The sequence below is a fragment of the Pseudomonas graminis genome, from assembly GCF_004364335.1.
In the GTDB taxonomy this organism is placed as follows: domain Bacteria; phylum Pseudomonadota; class Gammaproteobacteria; order Pseudomonadales; family Pseudomonadaceae; genus Aquipseudomonas; species Aquipseudomonas graminis_D.
The window spans coordinates 491,176-513,133 of the sequence record NZ_SOCR01000004.1 but is presented as its reverse complement, the minus strand read 5'-3'; the positions used below and the strand labels follow the sequence as shown (position 1 = coordinate 513,133).

Genomic DNA, 21,958 nt, shown 5'->3' with positions numbered 1-21,958 from the left:
GGAATCAGGCGTTAGAGAGGAAAAGCATTGAAAAGCTGAAGGCTGCCCAAGGCATCCTTCAGCTATGACAAACTTTCCCCGGACACTAGTGACGCAGAGCGTGGGAACGATCACCGCAGATGCATCTGCGGACAAACACTGTAGGAGCGCGCTTGCCCGCGAAAGCGATTTAACGAGCGCTGACGATCAGTCCGCCAAACGCCAGGTGGTGCTGCCTTTACTGTCTTCCAGCACAACGCCCATGGCGGTGAGTTGATCGCGGATGCGGTCGCCTTCAGCCCAGTTCTTGTCAGCGCGCGCCTGCAGGCGGGCGGCAATCAAGGCTTCGACCTCTGCGGCATCCACACGACCTTCGGCGCCGGCGCGCAGGAAGTCGTCGGCTTCCAGCTGCAACACGCCCAGCACACTGGCCAGCTCCTTCAAACGCGCCGCCAGACCTGCCGCTGCATTGACATCGCTGTCACGCAGACGGTTGATTTCGCGGACCATCTCGAACAGCACCGCACAGGCTTCCGGCGTGCCGAAGTCATCGTTCATTGCCGCCGCGAAACGCTCGACGAACGCCTCACCCCCTGCAGGTTCAGCGACTGGCAGACCCTTGAGCGCGTGATAGAACCGCTCCAGCGCGCCTTTGGATTCCTTCAGGCTGTCTTCGGAATAGTTGATCGCGCTGCGGTAGTGGCTCGACACCAGCAGGTAACGCACCACTTCCGGATGGTATTTATCCAGCACGTCGCGAATGGTGAAGAAGTTGTTCAAGGACTTGGACATCTTCTCGCCATTGATGCGGATCATGCCGCAGTGCAACCAGGCGTTGGCGTAGGTCTTGCCGGTCGCAGCTTCGCTCTGGGCAATCTCGTTTTCGTGGTGCGGGAATTCCAGGTCACTGCCGCCACCATGAATGTCGAAGGTTTCACCCAGGCAGCAGGTGGACATCACCGAGCATTCGATGTGCCAGCCCGGGCGTCCTGCGCCCCACGGCGATTCCCAGCTAGGCTCGCCCGGCTTGACGCCTTTCCACAGCACGAAATCCAGCGGGTCGTCCTTGGCTTCGTCAACCTCGATCCGCGCGCCGATGCGCAGGTCTTCGATCTTCTTGCGCGACAGCTTGCCGTAACCGAGGAATTTGCCGACGCGGTAGTACACGTCGCCATTGCCCGGTGCGTAGGCATATCCCTTGTCGATCAGGCGCTGGATCATGTCGTGCATGCCGCCGATGTAATCGGTGGCCCGCGGCTCCATGTCCGGCTTGAGGATGTTCAGGCGCGCTTCGTCCTCGTGCATCGCGTCGATCATGCGCGCGGTCAGGGCGTCGAACGCCTCGCCGTTTTCACGGGCGCGGTTGATGATCTTGTCGTCGATGTCAGTGATGTTGCGCACGTAGGTCAGGTCGTAGCCGCTGAAACGCAGCCAGCGGGTGACGACGTCGAACGCCACCATGCTGCGGCCGTGGCCCAGGTGGCAGTAGTCGTACACGGTCATCCCGCAGACGTACATGCGCACCTTGTTGCCATCCAGCGGTTTGAAGACTTCTTTGCTCTTGCTGAGCGTGTTGTAGATAGAAAGCACGTTGCCTACCTTAGCTCCACGAATCGCGAAGCGTCACAGTCCGGTTAAAGACCGGATGACCGGGTTTCGAGTCCTTCAGATCCGCGCTGAAATAACCTTCGCGTTCGAACTGGAAACGGTCTTCCGGCTGAGCGTCAGCCAACGACGGTTCAGCGCGACAACCGGTCAAAACCTGCAAGGAGCCCGGGTTGATGTTGTCCAGGAAGGTCTTGCCCTCTTCTGCTTTCTCAGGGTTTGCCGACAGGAACAGACGGTCGTACAGACGCACTTCGCATTCGATGCTTTCCGCTGCCGGTACCCAGTGCACAACGCCTTTGACCTTGCGGCCTTCAGGGTTCTTGCCCAGGGTTTCCGGGTCGTAGGAGCAGCGCAGCTCGACGATGTTGCCGTCGGCGTCCTTGATCGCTTCATCAGCGCGAATCACGTAGCTGCCACGCAGGCGCACTTCGCCGTTCGGCTCCAGACGCTTGTAGCCCTTTGGCGGCTCTTCCATGAAGTCGTCACGGTCGATGTAGATCTCGCGGGAGAACGGCAGCTTGCGCACGCCGAGCTCTTCCTTCTGCGGATGGCGCGGCAGTTCGAGGTGGTCGACCTGGCCTTCCGGGTAATTGGTGATCACGACTTTCAGCGGACGCAGCACGCACATGGCGCGCGGGGCGTTGTGGTCCAGGTCCTGACGGATGCTGAATTCCAGCATGCCGAAATCGACCACGCCGTCGGAGCGGTTGGTGCCGATCATTTCGCAGAAATTGCGGATCGACGCCGGGGTGTAACCGCGACGGCGGAAGCCCGACAGCGTCGACATGCGCGGGTCGTCCCAGCCCTGCACGTGCTTTTCATCGACGAGTTGCTTGAGCTTGCGCTTGCTGGTGATGGTGTAGTTCAGATTCAGGCGCGAGAACTCGTACTGGCGCGGCTTGCACGGCACCGGCAGGTTGTCGAGGAACCACTCGTAGAGCGGGCGATGGCTCTCGAATTCCAGGGTGCAGATCGAATGAGTAATGCCTTCGATGGCGTCCGACTGACCGTGGGTGAAATCGTAGATCGGGTAGATGCACCACTTGTCACCGGTCTGATGGTGATGGGCGTGACGAATGCGGTAGAGGATCGGATCGCGCAGGTTCATGTTCGGCGAAGCCATGTCGATCTTGGCGCGCAGGACGCGGGCACCGTCTTCGAACTCGCCGGCTTTCATGCGGCTGAACAGGTCCAGGTTCTCTTCGACGCTGCGGTCGCGGAACGGGCTGTTCTTGCCCGGTTCGGTCAGGGTGCCGCGGTATTCGCGAGCCTGCTCGGGGGTCAGGTCATCGACGTAGGCCTTGCCCGTTTCGATCAGATGGACCGCCCAGGCGTACAGCTGGTCGAAGTATTGCGAGGCATAACGCACTTCGCCGGACCACTCGAAGCCCAGCCATTTGACGTCGGCTTCGATGGCGTCGATGTATTCCTGATCTTCCTTCGCCGGGTTGGTGTCGTCGAAGCGCAGATGCGTGACGCCGCCGAATTCCTGAGCCAGACCGAAGTTGACGCAGATCGACTTGGCATGACCGATGTGCAGGTAGCCGTTGGGCTCCGGCGGGAAGCGGGTCACGATCTGGGTGTGCTTGCCCGAATCCAGGTCAGCCTGCACGATCGGGCGCAGGAAGTTGGTTGGAATGGCAGGGCCTGCCTTGGAATTCGCAGCGGCATCTTGAGTGGGCTTGCTCATAGGATCCTTGTACGGGTCGCGGCCAGGAAGGCCGGTTAAATCAAAGCGCCTATCATAGCCGAAGCTGTCAAGCCCCTGACAGCGCGCTGTGACAAAACTGCCGAGATGGGCGGGCTGTCAGTCGTAACGGCTGGCGCAATCGTAACTACCCGTGCACCGGCTACCCTCTGTAAACTGCGCGCCTGGGGTGAATCTGCGGTACTGGCCTCGCATGCCGATGGCCGACTGCCGCGCTCACTGCCTCACATCACGACTCCAAAGAGCGAGCTGACCCATGTCGAAAGTAAAGCTGACCACCAACCACGGTGAAATCGTTCTGCAATTGAACGCAGAGAAGGCGCCGCTCACCGTCGCCAACTTCATCGAATACGTCAAAGCCGGCCACTACGAAAACACCGTGTTTCACCGCGTGATCGGCAACTTCATGATCCAGGGCGGCGGCTTCGAGCCGGGCATGAAAGAGAAGAAAGACAAGCGCCCGAGCATCCAGAACGAAGCCGACAACGGCCTGCCGAACAAGAAGTATTCGGTGTCCATGGCCCGCACCATGGAGCCCCATTCAGCCTCGGCACAGTTCTTCATCAACGTCGCCGACAACGACTTCCTCAACCACAGCGCCAAGACCGTGCAGGGCTGGGGTTACGCCGTGTTCGCTGAAGTGGTGGAAGGCACTGACGTGGTCGACAAGATCAAAGGCGTCGCCACCACGTCCAAGGCCGGTCATCAAGACGTGCCGGCTGACGACGTGATCATCGAGAAAGCCGAGATCGTTGAGTGATATTGCTGATCTCGGATCTGCACCTTGAAGAAGGACGCCCGGACATTACCCGGGCGTTTCTCGGTCTGCTGAACGGCCGCGCGCGGGGGGCTGAGTCGCTGTACATCCTTGGGGATTTTTTTGAAGCCTGGATGGGCGATGACGCCATGTCACCCTTTCAACGCTCGATCTGCCAGGCGCTGCGCGCCTTGAGCGACAGCGGCACGCGGGTGTTCCTGATGCATGGCAATCGCGACTTCATGATCGGTCAGGGGTTTTGCAAAGCGGCGGGCTGCACGCTGCTCAAGGACCCGAGCGTCGTGAATTTCAACGGCGAACCGGTACTGCTGATGCACGGCGATAGCCTGTGTACCCGGGACGAAGCCTACATGCGTATGCGCCGTTACCTGCGTCACCCGCTGACGCTGTGGGTGCTGCGTCATCTGCCGTTTAGCACGCGGCATAAGCTGGCCCGCAAGCTTCGCAACGAAAGCCGCGCGCAAACGCGGATGAAGGCCAATGACATCGTCGACGTCACGCCGGAAGAAGTGCCGCGGGTGATGAACGAGTCCGGGGTGAAAACGCTGATTCATGGTCACACCCATCGGCCTGCGGTTCACGACGTTCAACTGGACCAGACCATGGCGCAGCGTATCGTGCTGGGGGATTGGGATCGCGAGGGGTGGTTGCTGCAGATCGATGAACAGGGCTTTCATCTGGAATCGTTTGCGTTTGAGTCAGAGTCGGGTTCGCCGAATGAGCAGGGCGACCTGCAGCCCTAAACGCAGCCTCGTTGCCGGGCACTAAACCTGTAGGAGCGTGGCTTGTCCCGCGATCTGGCGCGCAGCGGCAGTAAACCGGTAAAACGCGATGCACCTGATACACCGCACTCGCAGGTTTACGACCGGTTCCCGGCCGATCGCGGGACAAGCCACGCTCCTACCGTCTGCGCCCGACAGCTGCGATCAATGCCCTCCCCCAGGCGCCGCCTTCGCGGTGAACGGCGGTTTGGCCAGCCAGATGATCAGGATCAGCGACAGGAACACCCAGCCCATCATGTAGAAGTAGTCCACCGTCGACATCATGTACGCCTGACTGGTGACCATCGAATCGAGCTGCGCGTAGGCCTGATTGCTCGCCCCGCCGAGGGTCTCCAGTGCATGCCGCGTCGTCGGCTCGTAGGCGTTCACGCTTTCGCTCAGATAGGCGTGGTGCTGATCGGCGCGGCGTATCCAGATCCAGGTGGTCAATGATGCCGCGAAGCTGCCGCCCAGGTTACGCAGGAACGTCGCCAGCCCGGAGCCGTCGGCGATCTGCGACGGCGGCAGGTCGGAGAGCAGAATGCTCAAGGTCGGCATGAAGAACAGCGCAATCCCCGCCCCCATGAACAACTGCACCAGCGCGATGTGCTCGAAATCCACCTGACTGGTGAAGCTTGCCCGCATGAAGCAACTCAGGCCAATCCCCAGAAACGCGAGACCGGCGAGCAGGCGCAAGTCGAATTTATGCGCGTAACGTCCCACGAAGGGCGACATCAACACCGGCAGCACCCCGAGTGGCGCCACCGCCAGCCCCGCATAGGTCGCCGTGTAACCCATCTGTGTTTGCAGCCACTGGGGCAGAATCAGGTTGATCCCGAAGAACCCCGCGTAGCCCGCCACCAGACAGATCGTCCCGTAGCGAAAGTTGCGGAACGCAAACAGCCGCAGGTTGACCACCGGATGATCATCGGTCATTTCCCAGATCACGAACGCCGCCAGGCCAATGGCTGAAATCACCGAACCGATGATGATGAAATTCGACTCGAACCAGTCCAGATCATTGCCCTTGTCGAGCACGATCTGCAGCGCCCCCACGCCAATGATCAGCGTGATCAAGCCCACGTAATCCATGGGCTGGCGACTGGTGCTGACCGGGCGTGTGGCCATCTGCTGACGCACGACGAACGCCGCGAACAGACCGATCGGCACGTTAATGAAGAAGATCCACGGCCAGCTGTAACTGTCGGTGATCCAGCCGCCGAGAATCGGGCCGGCAATCGGCGCCACAACGGTGACCATCGCCAGCAGTGCCAGTGCCATCCCCCGTTTCGCCGGGGGATACACCGCGATCAGCAGCGTTTGCGTCATCGGGTACAACGGCCCGGCAACCATGCCCTGCAAAACCCTGAAGCCCACCAGCTCAGGCATCGAGGTGGAAATGCCGCAGAGAAACGAGGCGGTCACGAACAGCAGCGTCGCCCACAGAAACAGCTTCACTTCCCCGAAGCGTCGGCTGAGCCAGCCGGTCAACGGAAGCGCGATGGCGTTACTGACCGCGAACGAGGTGATGACCCAGGTGCCCTGCTCAGAGCTCACGCCGAGGTTGCCGGAGATGGTCGGCAAGGCCACGTTGGCGATGGTCGTGTCGAGCACTTGCATGAAAGTCGCCAGCGACAGGCCGATGGTGGTCAGCAACAGGCTTGGCGGCGTAAAAGAAGCGGGAGCGTTAGTACTCATCGCGAATCCTTTGACACTCGAAGATCACCACGGCCTGTACACACGAGCCGTGGCAGATGGATTGGCGAATCAGCGCTGGGCCGTCTTGCCGCCGGTTGACGCGCTGTTCTCGTGAATCACGCGGGCAATCATGGTGTCGGCATCGGCCAGTTGTTTGGCATAGACATCGGTGGTGAACAGCGGCTGCTTCGGCGGTTGCTGCGCCAGCACCGGACCGCTCTGGTCGTGCAGGTTCACGTCAACGGTGGTCGACAGGCCGATGCGCAGCGGGTGTTTGGCCAGTTCGTCGGCGTTGATGCGAACCCGCACCGGCACACGCTGGACGATCTTGATCCAGTTACCGGTGGCGTTCTGCGCGGGGAGCAACGCAAACGCGCTGCCGGTACCGGCGCCGACGCTGTCCACGGTGCCGCTGTATTTGACGTCGCCGCCGTAGAGGTCCGCTTCAATGTCCACCGGCTGGCCGATGCGCATCTGGCCGAGCTGGGTTTCCTTGAAGTTGGCGTCGATCCACAGCTGGTCGAGGGGAATCACCGCCATCAGCGCAGTGCCCGGCTGAACCCGCTGGCCCAGTTGCACGGTGCGCTTGGCGACGTAACCGGTGACCGGCGCGATCAGCGTGCTGCGCGCATTGCTCAGGTAGGCCTGACGCAGTTGCGCGGCCGCCGATTTGACGTCCGGGTGCGAGGACACCTGGGTGTCGTCCACCAACGCGGTGCTGGTTGCCAGCTGCTGCTGGATGTTGGTCAACGCGTTCTGCGCGGTGGTCAGGTCATCCTTGGCGTGGGACAGCTCCTCCTGGGAAATCGCCCCGCCCGCCGCCAGACTGCGACGACGGTTGTAGTTGTCCTGGGCTCTCTGCACTTCGGCGCGCTGAGCCGCCAGTTGGGCTTTCATGCCGTCGACGTTGCTGTAAAGACCGCGCACCTGACGCACGACTTTGGCCAGATTGGCTTCAGCACTTTGCAGCGCCACTTCGGCGTCATTCGGGTCGAATCGCACCAGCACCTGCCCTTCGCGGACCAAGTCGCCATCGTCGGCGCCGATGCTGACCACGGTGCCGGTGACTTGCGGGGTGATCTCCACGACGTTGCCGTTTACATAGGCATCGTCGGTGCTCTCGCTCCAGCGACCGTACATCTCGTACCAGGCCCAGACGCCGATCACACCAAGCACCACGATCAGCAGCAGGCCGAGCAACAACAGCTTGCGCTTGCGCGGATTCTTGGTCGGTGTGGTTTGCTCGGCGCTTTTGTCAGCTGATTTGTCAGCGGCCTTGTCAGACGCCGATGCATTGACGTCCTTTTGTTCGTTTGCAGCGTTGTTGTCGGTAGTGGCAGTGGCCATGACGATTACCTTAATGTAGCGAAGCAGTTGACGGGACGACCGGGGCGGCGTTGTCGCCGGACTTGCTTTCTTCGAAGCCTCCCCCGAGGGCCTGCATCAACTGGATCGAAAGATCGATTCGTTCCGCGTTGAGATCAGCCTGTTGGCGTTGCGATTGCAGCAGTTGTTGCTCGACGCTCAGCACGTCCAGGTAGTTGCCGATGCCCGAGGAGTAGCGCTGAACGACGGTGTCGTAGGATTTCTGAATCACGTCGGTCGCCTGCTGGCGCGCCTCGATCTGGCGGCGGATGTCGCGCAGCTGGCCGATGCCATCGCTGACATCGCCCAGCGCCCGGACCAGCGTCTTGTTGTACTGCGCCACGGCAAGGTCGTAGTCGGCGTCCCGCGCATCAAGGTCGGCACGGCGACGGCCACCGTCGAAAATCGGCAGCGACACCGTCGGCGCCACGTTGAAGAAGCGACTGGCCGAGCCGAACATCGCGTCCCCCAACAGCGACTCCACCCCTGCCGACGCACTCAGGTTGAGGTTCGGGTAGAAGTTGGTCTTGCTGACGTCGATGTTTTTGCTCGCCGCTTCAACCCGCCAGCGCGCTGCGACCAGATCCGGGCGGCGGCCCAGCAACTCGGCGGGCACCACCGAAGGCAGGGCCACGACAGCAGGTTGCAGCACCGCCGGCCGGCTCAGCTGTTCGCCACGGTCCGGGCCTTTGCCCATCAGGACGGCCAGCTGGATTTTCGCGCTGCGCAGGCTTTTTTCCGCATCTGCCAACGACTCGCGAGAGTTGGCTTCCAGGCTCTGGGTCTGCTCGTACTGGTACTCGCTGTCGATGCCCGATTTGAAGCGCCGCGACCCGAGGTCCAGCAATTGACTTGTGCGTTTGAGGTCTTCGGCCGCCAGATCGCGGACGATGTAGGCCTGGCCCAGGTCGCTGTAGGCACGGGCGACGTCGGCAGCCAGGGTCAGCTGCGCCGCTTGCTGATCGACTTCGCTGGCACGGGCCTGGCCCAATGCTGCTTCCCAGGCAGCCCGCTGGCCGCCCCACAGGTCGAAGTTGTAATTGAAGCCAGCGCTCAGGCTGCGCAAGGTGCTGTAGCGCCCGCCTGCCCCGGTCGGGTCCTGGTCACGGGCCAGGCGCGAACGGCTGATGCTGGCGTCGGCATCCACGGTCGGCATGCGTTCGGCGTCGGCGGCATACGCCTGCGCAGTGGCCTGATGGGTGCGGGCTGCAGCAATCTGCATGTCCGGGCTGTCGCGCAGTGCTTCGGTGATCAGGTTATTAAGTTGCGGATCGCCCAGGCGGGTCCACCAGTCGCGCTTCGGCCACGCCGCCGGCGACAGGGTGATGCCGTTGAGGCTTTGCGCACTCTGCAGACTGTTGGCATCAATGCCGACGGCTTCGGTTTTCAGGCCTTTGGAACTGGCGCAACCGGCCAGCACCAGTGCCACAACTATCAGGCTCAGGGACGTGCGCAGGGTCGAGCCCCGCTGAAGGTGAGTGCTCATTGTTCGGCGATCCGGGCAATCGTGATGGGGTCGCCCGAGGCAACCAGAATTTTCGTCAGGATTTTTTCCAGCGCCAGCAGCTCGCTGTCTTCCAGCACGCCCACCATCTCGTTCATCGCGTGTGCGCCGATTTCCGGCAGCAGGTCGGAGAGCGCTTTGCCTTCTTCGGTCAGCACCAGTTGCACCTGGCGTCGATCGGATTCAGAACGCGCGCGGGACAGCAGACTTTTCTGCTCCAGACGGTCGAGCATGCGGGTCATCGAACCACTGTCGAGGTTCAACATGCGGCAAATATCAGCCGGGGTCTCGGCGCAAAAACGCGCGATCATCACCAGCACCTTGAATTGCTGAGCGGTGACGCCGTGGGGCTCGAGATGCCGGTCGAGGATGCGGTTTTTCAGCTGCTCAGTCCGGCCCAGCAACATGCCCAGCAGACTGTCGTGAAAGTTTTCAGGAGTGAAATGTGCCATTGATAGCCACCCATTATCTGCTTAGGCAGTGAATGGAGCGGATCTTACTGCCTAGGCAGTAAACACACAATGAAACAATATTTAAGGTGCACGAAATCGGACGAACGTGGTTCGCCGAGCAAAGATCGGATCTCAGAGTATGTTGATGAAAATGCGGGCGCCCCGACTGTAGGAGCCGGCTTGCTGGCGAATGAGATCTGCCAGTCGCTGATCTATTGGATGGCAGACCCGGTTCGCCAGCAAGCCGGCTCCTACAGTCTGGGCTCGTCAGAGAGGGCGTTTAAACCGCCGGCACACCACTGTGAAAACGGAAGTCTTCGTCCGGGCTCAGGATCAGCTCGCGCTCGGCCAGGCGAATTTCTTCGATCTTGGCGTCGACGTCCGCCTCGGTGCCGTAGGTGTAGGCGAGCTTCAGGTAATCCTGAAAATGCCGGGCTTCGGACTTGAGCAGGCTGGCGTAGAACTTCGACAGGTCTTCGTCCAGATGCGGCACCAGCGCAGCGAAGCGTTCGCAGGAGCGCGCTTCAACGATGGCGCCGACGACCAGCGCGTCGGTCAGGCGATAGGGGTTGTGGGTGCGAACGAGTTTGCGCAACGACCCGGCATAGCGCGCCGAACTGATATTGGCCATCGGAATGTTGCGCTTCTTGATGATGCCGATCACCTGTTCGAAGTGACGCAGCTCTTCGCGGGCCAGCCGCGACATCTTGGCCAGCAGATCGAACTTGTCGTTGTACTGGAACATGAACTGAAATGCCGCACCGGCGGCCTTCTTTTCATTGTTGGCGTGATCGATCAGCAGGATATCCAGATTCTGCAAGGCGGCCTGAACCCAACTGTCGGGCGTGGGGCAAAGCAGGAAGGCGTCGATTTCTGGATAAATCTGCATGGGTTCACGGATGGCTGGCTGGGCAAGGCGCAGCATTATACGGAGCCTGACGGGCAGAGCCAGCCTGCGCAGATGAAAAGCGCTGTAATCACCGCACGAGCGTGAGTGTCACGCCGCTGTCAGACCGCGCCCATCGCATCCTTGAGGAAGCCCGGCGCAATGTAACGCTCGTAGTGCGCTTCGGAGAGCAGGAAGAATTCCCGATCAATGGCATCGCGCAGCTCAGGCAGCGACCAGTCGCGAAATTCCGGCAGCAGCACCATGCCGTAGGCGTCCAGCTGGTTGATCACCCGCGCGCCCCGGGCAATCAACTGGTACGCCCAGCAATATTCGGACTGATGCGGGACGAAACGGATTTTGCGTTGCTCCAGTTGCGACCGCAGCTTTGCCCGATCGAATACCTCGACCTTCCCCGCCATCACCTGCACCAGGAGCTGTTCCAGGCGCAGCCAGACCGCGCGCTTTGCATCCTCGTCGTAGCCGTTCCAGTGAATCACTTCGTGGTGGAAGCGCTTGCATCCCCGGCACACGAGGTCCCCGTAGACGGTGGAGCACAGGCCCACGCAGGGCGTCTTGATGATTTGATTGGGCATGGCAAGGCAACACGACGGCAAACGAAACAAGCCGGCATGTTAGCCCTTTGTCTAACGAGGTACACCCTTCAACCTGTAGGGGCTAACTTACCTTCAGCGGTTTTTTACCGTAGAATCACCGGGCCTTTTAAGGCGCCAATGTCCGTTGGAAGCTGTTTTCAAAGCGTCACGAGCACAGTCAGGGCCTTTTACCCTCGTAGAGAGCCCAACCCCGCAGTCCGGTTTAACGCAGGTTCGCCCTGCGTTCCCCTCTCAAACCGTTCGATGCAGGCGTAAAACTTTGAAAACAGCTTCTGTTGGAGATCGTCAGCTTCCTGCCAAGAAACTTTAAAAAGTTCGAGCGCGCCGATGCGGACCTTCTCTGGATGAGCGTCCCGGACACCCATTTGGGACCACTGATGAGGGTAATACTGTGCTTGAAGCCTACCGTAAACACATCGAAGAGCGTGCCGCCCTGGGTATCGTGCCCCAGCCGCTTAACGCCGAACAAACCGCAGGCCTGGTCGAGCTGCTGAAAAACCCACCGGCTGGCGAAGAAGCTTTTCTGCTTGATCTGATCACCAATCGCGTTCCACCTGGCGTTGACGAAGCTGCCTACGTCAAAGCCGGTTTCCTGTCCGCTCTGGCCAAGGGCGAAGTCACCTCCCCTCTGCTGGACCGCAAACACGCTGTAGAGCTGCTCGGCACCATGCAGGGCGGTTACAACATCGTGACCATGGTCGAACTGCTGGACGACGCTGCATTGGGTCAGGTCGCTGCCGACCAACTCAAGCACACCCTGCTGATGTTCGACGCGTTCCACGACGTCGCTGAAAAAGCCAAAAACGGTAATGCAATCGCCCAAGGCGTTCTGCAGTCCTGGGCTGACGGCGAGTGGTTCCGCAAGCGTCCGACCCTGGCCGAGAAGATCAGCCTGCGCGTCTTCAAGGTCACCGGCGAAACCAACACCGACGACTTGTCGCCTGCACCTGATGCATGGTCGCGTCCGGACATCCCGCTGCACGCCCTCGCCATGTTGAAGATGGCCCGGGAAGGCATCGTGCCTGACGTTCAGGGCTCCATCGGCCCGATGAAACAGATCGAAGAAATGCGCGGCCAGGGCTTCCCTATCGCTTACGTCGGCGACGTGGTCGGTACCGGTTCTTCGCGCAAGTCGGCAACCAACTCGGTGCTGTGGTTCTTCGGCGACGACGTCCCGAACGTACCGAACAAGCGCGCGGGCGGTTTCTGCTTCGGCACCAAAATTGCCCCGATCTTCTACAACACGATGGAAGATGCCGGCGCCCTGCCAATCGAATTCGATGTCTCGAACATCAACATGGGCGACGTGATCGACGTCTACCCGTACGCAGGCAAAGTCTGCAAGCACGACAGCGAAGAAGTCATCACCACCTTCGAACTGAAGACCCCTGTGCTGCTGGACGAAGTCCGTGCTGGCGGTCGTATCCCGCTGATCATCGGCCGTGGCCTGACCGACAAGGCGCGCGCTGAATTGGGTCTTGGCCCGACCGACCTGTTCAAGCTGCCTGAAGCCCCTGTCGACACCGGCAAAGGTTTCACCCTGGCGCAGAAGATGGTGGGCAAGGCCTGCGGTCTGCCGGAAGGCAAAGGTGTGCGTCCTGGCACCTACTGTGAACCGAAGATGACCACCGTCGGTTCTCAGGACACCACCGGTCCAATGACCCGTGATGAACTGAAAGACCTGGCGTGCCTGGGCTTCTCCACCGATCTGGTGATGCAGTCGTTCTGCCACACCGCGGCGTATCCAAAGCCGATCGACGTGACCACGCACCACACGCTGCCTGACTTCATCATGACCCGCGGCGGCGTTTCCCTGCGTCCGGGCGATGGCATCATCCACAGCTGGCTGAACCGCATGCTGCTGCCGGACACCGTCGGTACCGGTGGTGACTCCCACACCCGTTTCCCGATGGGGATTTCGTTCCCGGCCGGTTCTGGTCTGGTTGCGTTTGCAGCGGCCACTGGCGTGATGCCACTGGATATGCCTGAGTCGATCCTGGTCCGCTTCAAGGGCGAGATGCAACCGGGCATCACCCTGCGCGACCTGGTTCACGCGATTCCTTACTTTGCGATCCAGAAGGGTTTGCTGACCGTCGAGAAGAAAGGCAAGAAAAACGCCTTCTCCGGCCGCATCCTGGAAATTGAAGGCCTGGACAACCTGAGCATCGAGCAGGCATTCGAACTGTCCGACGCCTCGGCCGAACGTTCTGCCGCAGGTTGCACGATCAAGCTGTCGAAAGAATCGATCACCGAATACCTGAACTCGAACATCACCCTGCTGCGCTGGATGATCGAACAGGGTTACGGCGATCCGCGCACCCTGGAGCGTCGTGCTCAAGCGATGGAAGCCTGGGTGGCCAATCCGGAACTCATGGTTGCGGACGCTGATGCCGAGTACGAAGAGATCATCGAGATCGACCTGGCCGACATCAAAGAGCCTGTGCTCTGCGCGCCGAACGATCCGGACGACGCCCGTCTGCTGTCCAGCGTTGCTGGCGAGAAGATCGACGAAGTGTTCATCGGTTCGTGCATGACCAACATCGGTCACTTCCGCGCTGCGGGCAAGTTGCTGGATCAGGTCAAGGGTCAGCTTCCTACGCGTCTGTGGCTGTCGCCGCCGACCAAGATGGATGCTCATCAACTGACCGAGGAAGGCTACTACGGGATCTACGGCAAGGCTGGCGCGCGCATGGAAATGCCGGGCTGCTCGCTGTGCATGGGTAACCAGGCACGTGTAGAGCCGAATTCGACCGTAGTATCGACGTCGACCCGTAACTTCCCGAACCGTTTGGGTGATGGAGCGAACGTGTATCTGGCGTCGGCTGAGTTGGCGTCTGTGGCGTCGATTCTGGGTCGTCTGCCGACGGTCGAGGAGTATATGGAGTACGCGGGCAAGATCGACAGCATGGCTGCCGATGTTTACCGTTACTTGAGCTTCGATCAGATCGCGGAATTCCGTGAGGCTGCAGCGAACGCTAATATCCCGGTGGTTCAGGCTTAATAGCTGAGACCGTGTTGAGAGAACCCCGCTTCGGCGGGGTTTTTTTATGGGTTTTTTTTGCTGGCGCGGGTATTTGGGGTTTATGCGAATTTTTGTGGTGGCGCTGGAGTTGGCCTAACGGCCAACGGTTTCGCCTTCGGCGAGTTACTTGGAAAAGCACCCCAAGTAACCAAGGGTGCTTGCTCCTGGTTTGGCCCCTCGTTCCTCGGGGTTCCCTCACTCCGACGACGCTCCGTGGGCCCGCGCCGAACGGACATCCATGTCCTGACGGCGCTCTCGCCGCATCCCTGCGGCTCGGCCCACTCCGCGTCGTCTGCGTTCGGCCTGCACCCAAGTCGCGCTTGGCGGTGACTGGACTTTCTGCGTATGAAGATCAAAGGCAGTTCACAAGCAGATCAAGGGCAGCAGGTCAAAGGCTTCCCGGCTAAAGCCGGTCCTACGGACGTAACGCGGTGTCGCTGGCTGAATGAATTCCTTTGTAGGAGCGCGCTTGCCCGCGAACGCGGTGGGTCGACTGCATTTCAATCCTCTGACACCCCCGTTCGCTGGCGAGCTCTGCACTCGATCATTGGGCTTGCGGCTGATCGTGACCTGATCGTTCCCACGCTCTGCGTGGGCCCGTATACCGTGACGCTCTGCGTCGCCGTAGCCAGGTCCGCAATCAGCCGCTTAGACTGTCCCCTCTTTCTGTTTTCAAAGGATGAATCCAGTGAATGTTGCTGTTGATCAGGTGGTGATCCATCGTTTTACCGAGGCCCATATCGAGGGTGTCACGGCGTTGTATAACGACCCCGCGGTGTGCCGTCAGGTGCTTCAGATGCCGTATCAGTCGGCCGATGTTTGGCGTAAACGGCTGGCAGGAGCGGATGAACGCTCATTAAAGCTGGTCGCTTTGCATCAGGGTCAGGTGATCGGCAACATTGGGCTGGAGCAATACGCGCGCATTCGCCAGCGCCACGTTGGCGCCATCGGCATGGGCGTGGCGGCGGGGTGGCAGGGAAAAGGGGTGGGGTCGCGACTCATGGCCGCCGTTCTGGAAGTCGCAGACAACTGGATGAACCTGCACCGGGTTGAACTGACCGTGTTTGCCGACAACGAAGCCGCTTTGGCGCTCTACCGCAAATTCGGCTTCGAAACCGAAGGCCGCCTGCGCGACTACGCCATACGCGACGGCGTCCTCGTCGACGCCATCAGCATGGCGCGGTTGAATAAGGGCGCAACGCCGACCTCGTAGGAGCCGGCTTGCTGGCGAAAACAGTCAGTCTGTCGACATCTTCACAACAGACCCACTGCGTTCGCCAGCAAGCCGGCTCCTACAGGGGGATGCATACAGCCAGTGAAACGGCGGGCGGAGCGTTAATGCCGCCCCGGATGCTCCGCGTCACGCGGCGAAAGCACTTTGCAGGTCGTACGCGAAGTGACGCGGAGCGTCGCGGGATGCATGCCCACGCGGAGCGTGGGAACGATCAAGCGTTGAACCGCAAGATTGTTGGTGCCCAGACCAGCCCCTTCCCGGCTAAAGCCGGTCCTACCAGGGTATGGCGTGCATCCAATGACACTGGCGACGACCTCGACCGTAGGACCGGCTTCAGCCGGGAAGCTGTTGATCTGCCTAAACGCGCTTTTGATCTTGATCTCCCTACACAAAAAGTCCAGTCACCGCCAATCGCGACTTGGGTGCAGGCTGAACGCAGGTCTCGCGGAGTGGGTCGAGCCGCATGGATGCGGCGAGAGCGCCGTCAGGACATGGATGTCCGTTCGGCGCGGGCCCACGGAGCGGGACCGGAGTGAAGGAACCCTGAGGAACGAAGGGCCCAACCAGGAGCAGGCACTTTTGCTTACTTTTGGTGCTTTTCAAAAGTAAGTCGCCGAAGGCGAAACAGTCTGCCCCCAGGCAGACGCTCTTGACCTTAAAAACAACAAAACAAAAAGCCCCGCGTCTCTCAACGCGGGGCTTCGCTTTACAGCCGACTAAACCATCAAACCACAGCTGTCTGCCCACTCATCGCCAGATCCAGCAACTCACGGTTAGCGACCGCATACATCGCATAATCATTGCCACTCGCCGCACGCAACTCCACCAACATCGCGCGCCAGCGCTCGACCATCGACACATGCTGCTCCAGCCACAGATTCAAACGCTCCTCAACATCCGCAGGACCATTCGCCATCTGCAACACCGACACCGTAATCGCCCGCTGCTGCCAATCGATATCATCGCGGAACGCCTCACGGGCCAGCGCCTGCCAATTGTTCTCCACCGGCAACGCACTGATCTGCTGCAGATACCACGTCACATCCAGCGAACTGCCCACCGCGAAGTACACCTTCGCCACGTCCGCTGCATTCTGACCGGTCACATCCGACGCCTCGATGATCGGCAACAGCGTGTACAGGTGACTCGTACCCGCCACCATCCGCGCCAGCAACTCCGGCACGCCGGCCGCAACGTACTCCTGATAACGCGTCTGCCAGACCTCACGGGTCGGGCCTTCCAGCAACTCGTCCAGCTTCAGACCCAGCGCCGCAATGTGCGGACCGAAGTGCGCCACATCACGCCCCGCGTCCAGTTCGTTGCGACGGCTGCGCAAGAACCAGCGCGTCGCGCGACGGCCCAGACGCATCAGCTCATCCATCAACGCCAGCTGAATCTCGGCCGGGACCTTGTAGTCCAGCGCCTCGATCTGACGGAACCAGTGGGGGAGATGGAAAATGTCACGCACGATCACGTAAGCACCGGCCACGTTGGCCGCAGTCATGCCGGTCGACTCTTTGAGTCGCTGCACGAACGTGATGCCCATGTGGTTAACCAGATCGTTGGCGATCTGCGTGCTGACGATTTCGCGCTTCAGACGGTGACGACGCATCGACTCGGAGAACTTCGCGCCCAGTGACGGCGGGAACGCCGTTTCCATGTCGCGCGCCAGGTAGTCGTCATCCGGAACGCGGGATTCCAGCAGCGCTTCCTTGAGGTCGATCTTGCTGTAGGAAATCAGCACCGACAGCTCGGCCCGGGTCAGGCCCTTCTTCTCGGCGATGCGCTCGGCCAGTTGATCTTCCGCCGGCAGGAACTCGATGGCGCGATCCAGCTTGCCGCGCGCTTCCAGGTCGCTCATCAGGCGCTTGTACTCGGCGATGCGCTCGTAGGCACGGCGCTCCGCCAGGGACAGGGCCTGGGTCTGCTTGTAGTTGTTGCCAAGGACGAGGTTGCCCACTTCGTCGGTCATGCTTTCGAGCAGCAGGTTGCGCTGCTTCTCGGTCATGTCGCCGGCCTGGACCACTTCGTTCAGCAGGATCTTGATGTTTACTTCGTGGTCGGAGCAGTCCACACCACCGGCGTTGTCGATGAAGTCGGTGTTGGTCGCGCCGCCCATCAGGCCGAATTCGACACGGCCCAGTTGGGTCATGCCGAGGTTGCCGCCCTCGCCCACCACTTTGCAGCGCAGCTGATTGCCGTTGACGCGCAGTGCGTCGTTGGCCTTGTCGCCCACGTCCGCGTGGGTTTCGGTGCTGGCCTTGACGTAGGTGCCGATGCCGCCGTTCCACAGCAGATCCACGGGCGCCTTGAGCAGCGCGTGCATCAGCTCGGTCGGGGTCAGCTTGTCAGCGGTGATGTCGAAACGCGCTTTCATTTGCGGGGTGATCGCGATGCTTTTCGCGCTGCGCGGGAAGATACCGCCGCCTTCGGACATCAGGCTGGTGTCGTAATCGGTCCACGCCGAACGCGGCAGGTCGAACAGACGCTGACGCTCGACGAAGCTGCTGGCCGGATCCGGATTCGGGTCGATGAAGATGTGCAGGTGGTTGAAGGCCGCGACCAGTTGCAGCGTGTCGGACATCAACAAGCCGTTGCCGAACACGTCACCGGCCATGTCGCCGACGCCGATCACGCTGATGCTGTCCTGCTGCACGTTGATGCCGCGTTCGCGGAAATGGCGCTGCACGCCGACCCACGCGCCCTTGGCGGTGATGCCCATTTTCTTGTGGTCGTAACCCGCCGAGCCGCCGGAAGCGAAGGCGTCGCCGAGCCAGAAACCGTAGTCGATGGCGATGCCGTTGGCGATGTCGGAGAAGGTTGCGGTGCCTTTGTCGGCAGCGACAACCAGGTACGGGTCATCGTCGTCGTGGCGCACGACGTTGGTCGGCGGCACCAGCGCGCCTTCTTTCAGGTTGTCGGTGATGTCCAGCAAACCGGAGATGAAGATGCGGTAGCAGGCGATCGCTTCGGCCTGAATCTCGTCGCGGGTCCCGGTGGTCGGCAGACGACGGGGCAGGAAGCCGCCCTTGGCGCCGACCGGCACGATGACCGAGTTCTTCACTTGCTGGGCTTTGACCAGACCCAGCACTTCGGTGCGGAAGTCTTCTTCACGGTCGGACCAGCGCAGGCCGCCACGGGCTACGTTGCCGAAGCGCAGGTGCACGCCTTCGACGCGCGGCGAGTAGACGAAGATCTCGAACTTCGGTACCGGCTTTGGCAGCTCGGGGATCAGGCGCGGGTTGAACTTGAAGCTGAAGTAGCTCTTGCTCTGGCCGTTGGCGTCGGTCTGGTAGAAGTTGGTGCGCATGGTCGCCTTGATCAGGTCAAGGTAGCGACGCAGGATGCGGTCTTCGTTGAGCACTTGCACGCCGTCCAGCGCGGTCAGAATCGCCTGCTCCAGACGCTGCTGCATGTCGTCGAGGTCGCCGCCGCTCAGCTTGCGCGCCAGGTAGAAGCGGGTTTTGAACAGACGCGTCAGCTCGCGGGCGATGTCGGCGTGGTTGTTGAGCGTGCTGGCGATGTAACCCAGGTCAAAGCCCAGACGGATCTGCTTCAGGTACCGCGCGTAGGCACGCAGCAGCGCCACGTCGCGCCACGGCAAACCGGCCGTCAGCACCAGACGGTTGAAGGCGTCGTTCTCGGCCTCGCCACGCACGATGTGGACGAAGGCGTCCTGCAGCGTGTCGTTGAGCTGTTGCAGGTCCAGTTTCAGACCTTCGCCATAGGTGAACGCGAAGTCATGAATCCAGAACTCGCGGCCATTGGTGTGGCGCAGGCGATACGGGAATTCACCGAGCACACGCAGGCCCAGGTTTTCCAGAATCGGCAGGACGTCGGACAGCGCCAGCGGCGTGTCAGCGTGGTACAGCTTGCAGTGCAGCTGCGCTTTATCGCCCGACAGCGGCTGGTAGAAGCTCATCACCAGCGGATTGGCTTCGGACAGGCTCAGCACGTGCTGCATGTCGACCACGGCGGAGTGCGCGGCGAAACGCTCGCGATAGCCCGCCGGGAAACCTTTCGGGAAGTCGGCCAGGACATTGGTGCCCTGGGCTTCGCCGAAGCTTTCGATGACCAGACTGGCGTAGTCGTCTTTCCACGAACGGCAGGCCTGGATGACTTCGTTTTCCAGTTGCTGCGGGTCGATGTCGAGGGTGACTTTCGGGTCCACACGCAGGATCAGCTGCACGCGCGCCAGCACCGACTCGGAGAAGAAGGTCCAGAACTCGCAATCGGTGGCTTTCAGACGATCCATCAGCACTTGCTGGATTTTCTGACGGACTTCGGTGGAATAGACGTCGCGCGGCACGTAGGCCAGGCAGTAGCAGAAACGGCCGTACGGGTCTTTGCGCAGGAACACGCGGATCTTGTTGCGCTCCTGGATCTGCACGATCGACATCACCGTGGTGAACAGCTCGTCCACCGGGGTCTGGAACAGGTCATCGCGCGGCAGCACTTCGACCACTTGCGCCAGTTCCTTGCCCAGGTGCGCCTTGGCATCGAACCCGGAACGGCGCTCGACTTCGGCGACCTTGCGGCGGATGTACGGGATGGCGCGCACGCTTTCGCCATACACCGACGAGGTGTACAGGCCCATGAAGCGCGATTCCTTGATGACCTTGCCGTCGGCGTCGATCTGGCGGATCGACACGTAGTCCGGGTAGGCCGGGCGATGCACGCGGCTCGGGTGTGCGGCCTTGGCGAACGACAGCAGGGTAGGCTCCTGCAGGTAGTTCACTGCATAGCCTTCGATGTGCAGGTCGTCGGCGGTGAGCCCTGCGCGCAGCAGTTTGGTCAGGCCGAGGAAGGACGATGGGTCGTAATTGAGCTGACCGCCCTCGCCTTCGTTGCTGACGGTGAATTCTTCATAGCCCAGGAAGGTGAAGTGGTTGTTGACCAACCATTCGAGGAACACCTTGACCTCGGATTTCTCCTCGGGGTCGATGTCGTACGCCGTGGCGTCGATGCCGGCCAGCAGCTCGTGGAGCTTGGCTTTCATCGGCTCGAAGTCTTCCACCGCGACGCGGACTTCACCCAGCACCTGCTCCAGTTCGCGGGCGAGCACGTTCAGCTCCGCGGCATTGGCGCAACGGTCGATCTCCAGGTACATCAACGATTCTTGCAGGACGTCGTCGCCGCTGGTGCCTTTTGGCAGCAGTTCGAGCAGCTGGCCTTTCGCATCACGGCGTACGCTGAGCACGGTGGTCTGCAGCGTGTGGATGCTGTAGCCGCGGCGGTTCAGTTCGGTACGCACCGAGTCGACCAGGAACGGCAGGTCGTGGTGCAGCACTTCGACGGCGGTGTGGGTGGACTGCCAGCCGTGACGTTCGTAATCGGGGTTGTAGACGCGGACCTGGGGCGTGCCGTGCTCGAAGCGTTCGAGCAGGCGCCAGGCCGACAGGGTGCAACCGGCCAGGTCAGAGAGTCTGCGCTGGGTGAGTTCGTCGAGGGAGATGATGCCGAAGAACTGGTCGGCGAACAGCGCCACTTGTGGCAGTGCCTGTTCGCTGATGTGCTGAGCCAGTGCCGCTCGCAGTTGGTGCTGGAAGTCGGACTTGCTGGCTGCGGTGAAGAACGCCATCTGTGGTACTCCGATTGGCTTGAGCTTTTATATAGGAGAGATGCGTGTGTCGGGTGGAGCTTGTTCGTTTGTCACGTTTGCGTCTGGTCGATGATAGTCAGCATAACGTGACAGGGGGCAATGCGATTCGCACTGCGTGAATTACTAACGCTTTTGGTGTGTGTGCCGTCACATTTGTTCGGCTAGGGTGCAGCTTAACGAGTGGTGCCCTGAATCTGCTTGCGATGCTGCGACATATTCGGACATCGGGTTGCAAATGACGTGCTGGCTTAATTTGTAGGAGCGCGCTTGCCCGCGAATGCGTCGGCACATCCGACATCGTATTCGGCTGACACCAAGCGTGTGATCTGCCTAACAGCAGACGTTTCGCCTTCGGCGAGTTACTTGGAAAAGCACCCCAAGTAACCAAGGGTGCCTGCTCTCGGTTGGGCCCGACTTCGTCGGGTTCCTTCACTCCGGTCTCGCTCCGTGGGCCCGCTGCCATCCGCCATCCATGGCGGGGGGCAGCTCTCGCCGCATCCATGCGGCTCGGCCCACTGCACGAAACCTGCGTTCAGCCTGCACCAAAGTCGCGTTTGGCGGTGCCTGGACTTTTTGTGTATGAAGATCAAAAGCAAAAGCTTCCCGGCTGAAGCCGGTCCTACGGTCAGAGTCAATCCCACTGGAAGTACGCGGTGCTTTTTTAGTGGGACTGGCTTTAGCCGGGAAGAGGCCAGTTTGGTCGCCATCAATTTCGCGGTTGATCGTTCCCACTCGATGCACGCG

Annotated in this window: 13 protein-coding genes; 4 read left to right on the top strand and 9 right to left on the bottom strand. The window is 60.9% G+C overall.

Going from position 1 to position 21,958, the window contains the following annotated elements; all coding sequences use genetic code 11:
- Positions 1 to 186: 186 nt before the first annotated feature.
- Both cysS and EC919_RS09900 read right to left on the bottom strand, forming a co-directional pair.
- The gene (gene cysS / locus EC919_RS09905) at positions 187 to 1,569 is read right to left on the bottom strand and encodes a cysteine--tRNA ligase (RefSeq protein ID WP_133773447.1); all 1,383 of its coding nucleotides are present in this window, start codon (positions 1,567 to 1,569) and stop codon (positions 187 to 189) included.
- A 10-nt stretch (positions 1,570 to 1,579) separates the two neighbouring features.
- The gene (locus EC919_RS09900; RefSeq protein WP_133773445.1) at positions 1,580 to 3,277 is read right to left on the bottom strand and encodes a glutamine--tRNA ligase/YqeY domain fusion protein; all 1,698 of its coding nucleotides are present in this window, start codon (positions 3,275 to 3,277) and stop codon (positions 1,580 to 1,582) included.
- A 274-nt stretch (positions 3,278 to 3,551) separates the two neighbouring features.
- Between EC919_RS09900 and EC919_RS09895 the strand changes: the two genes are divergently transcribed.
- Both EC919_RS09895 and EC919_RS09890 read left to right on the top strand, forming a co-directional pair.
- Entirely contained in the window at positions 3,552 to 4,055 is a 504-nt protein-coding gene (locus tag EC919_RS09895) for a peptidylprolyl isomerase (protein WP_133773443.1), read from the top strand.
- Entirely contained in the window at positions 4,052 to 4,816 is a 765-nt protein-coding gene (locus tag EC919_RS09890; RefSeq protein ID WP_133773441.1) for a UDP-2,3-diacylglucosamine diphosphatase, read from the top strand. The genes EC919_RS09895 and EC919_RS09890 overlap by 4 nt, the downstream gene beginning before the upstream one ends.
- A 183-nt stretch (positions 4,817 to 4,999) precedes the next feature.
- Here EC919_RS09890 and EC919_RS09885 read toward each other — a convergent pair whose 3' ends face one another.
- From EC919_RS09885 to EC919_RS09860, 6 genes are all read right to left on the bottom strand, one after another.
- A complete protein-coding gene (locus EC919_RS09885) occupies positions 5,000 to 6,532 on the bottom strand; it encodes a DHA2 family efflux MFS transporter permease subunit (protein ID WP_133773439.1) in 1,533 nt (510 codons plus the stop codon).
- A gap of 69 nt (positions 6,533 to 6,601) precedes the next feature.
- Positions 6,602 to 7,879, bottom strand: a complete 1,278-nt coding sequence (locus tag EC919_RS09880; protein WP_133773437.1) for an efflux RND transporter periplasmic adaptor subunit — start codon at positions 7,877 to 7,879, stop codon at positions 6,602 to 6,604.
- Positions 7,880 to 7,889: 10 nt separating this feature from the next.
- A complete protein-coding gene (locus EC919_RS09875) occupies positions 7,890 to 9,383 on the bottom strand; it encodes an efflux transporter outer membrane subunit (RefSeq protein WP_133773436.1) in 1,494 nt (497 codons plus the stop codon).
- Positions 9,380 to 9,853, bottom strand: coding sequence for a MarR family winged helix-turn-helix transcriptional regulator (locus EC919_RS09870; protein WP_133773433.1), 474 nt, complete (start codon positions 9,851 to 9,853; stop codon positions 9,380 to 9,382). Before EC919_RS09870 ends, EC919_RS09875 begins: the two co-directional genes overlap by 4 nt.
- A gap of 280 nt (positions 9,854 to 10,133) precedes the next feature.
- Positions 10,134 to 10,742 (bottom strand): tRNA-(ms[2]io[6]A)-hydroxylase, encoded by a 609-nt coding sequence (locus EC919_RS09865; protein WP_133773488.1) that lies wholly within the window; start codon positions 10,740 to 10,742, stop codon positions 10,134 to 10,136.
- A 119-nt stretch (positions 10,743 to 10,861) separates the two neighbouring features.
- Complete coding sequence (locus EC919_RS09860) at positions 10,862 to 11,335, bottom strand: DUF1289 domain-containing protein (protein WP_133773431.1); 474 nt, start codon at positions 11,333 to 11,335, stop codon at positions 10,862 to 10,864.
- Positions 11,336 to 11,747: 412 nt separating this feature from the next.
- On the opposite strand from EC919_RS09860, the gene acnB reads away from it, so the two are divergent.
- Positions 11,748 to 14,357 (top strand): bifunctional aconitate hydratase 2/2-methylisocitrate dehydratase, encoded by a 2,610-nt coding sequence (gene acnB / locus EC919_RS09855; protein ID WP_133773430.1) that lies wholly within the window; start codon positions 11,748 to 11,750, stop codon positions 14,355 to 14,357.
- 709 nt (positions 14,358 to 15,066) lie between these two features.
- Positions 15,067 to 15,591 (top strand): GNAT family N-acetyltransferase, encoded by a 525-nt coding sequence (locus EC919_RS09850; RefSeq protein ID WP_243842233.1) that lies wholly within the window; start codon positions 15,067 to 15,069, stop codon positions 15,589 to 15,591.
- A 745-nt stretch (positions 15,592 to 16,336) separates the two neighbouring features.
- On the opposite strand, the gene EC919_RS09845 is transcribed toward EC919_RS09850, so the two are convergent.
- Positions 16,337 to 21,193, bottom strand: coding sequence for an NAD-glutamate dehydrogenase (locus EC919_RS09845; RefSeq protein WP_133773426.1), 4,857 nt, complete (start codon positions 21,191 to 21,193; stop codon positions 16,337 to 16,339).
- Positions 21,194 to 21,958 lie beyond the last annotated feature (765 nt).

Bases quoted from the DNA above. Each gene is read 5' to 3' on its own strand.
- EC919_RS09900 (WP_133773445.1), bottom strand. From the start codon at position 3,277: ATGAGCAAGCCCACTCAAGATGCCGCTGCGAATTCCAAGGCAGGCCCT.
- EC919_RS09895 (WP_133773443.1), top strand. From the start codon at position 3,552: ATGTCGAAAGTAAAGCTGACCACCAACCACGGTGAAATCGTTCTGCAA.
- EC919_RS09885 (WP_133773439.1), bottom strand. From the start codon at position 6,532: ATGAGTACTAACGCTCCCGCTTCTTTTACGCCGCCAAGCCTGTTGCTG.
- EC919_RS09880 (WP_133773437.1), bottom strand. From the start codon at position 7,879: ATGGCCACTGCCACTACCGACAACAACGCTGCAAACGAACAAAAGGAC.
- EC919_RS09875 (WP_133773436.1), bottom strand. From the start codon at position 9,383: ATGAGCACTCACCTTCAGCGGGGCTCGACCCTGCGCACGTCCCTGAGC.
- EC919_RS09870 (WP_133773433.1), bottom strand. From the start codon at position 9,853: ATGGCACATTTCACTCCTGAAAACTTTCACGACAGTCTGCTGGGCATG.
- EC919_RS09865 (WP_133773488.1), bottom strand. From the start codon at position 10,742: ATGCAGATTTATCCAGAAATCGACGCCTTCCTGCTTTGCCCCACGCCC.
- EC919_RS09860 (WP_133773431.1), bottom strand. From the start codon at position 11,335: ATGCCCAATCAAATCATCAAGACGCCCTGCGTGGGCCTGTGCTCCACC.
- EC919_RS09845 (WP_133773426.1), bottom strand. From the start codon at position 21,193: ATGGCGTTCTTCACCGCAGCCAGCAAGTCCGACTTCCAGCACCAACTG.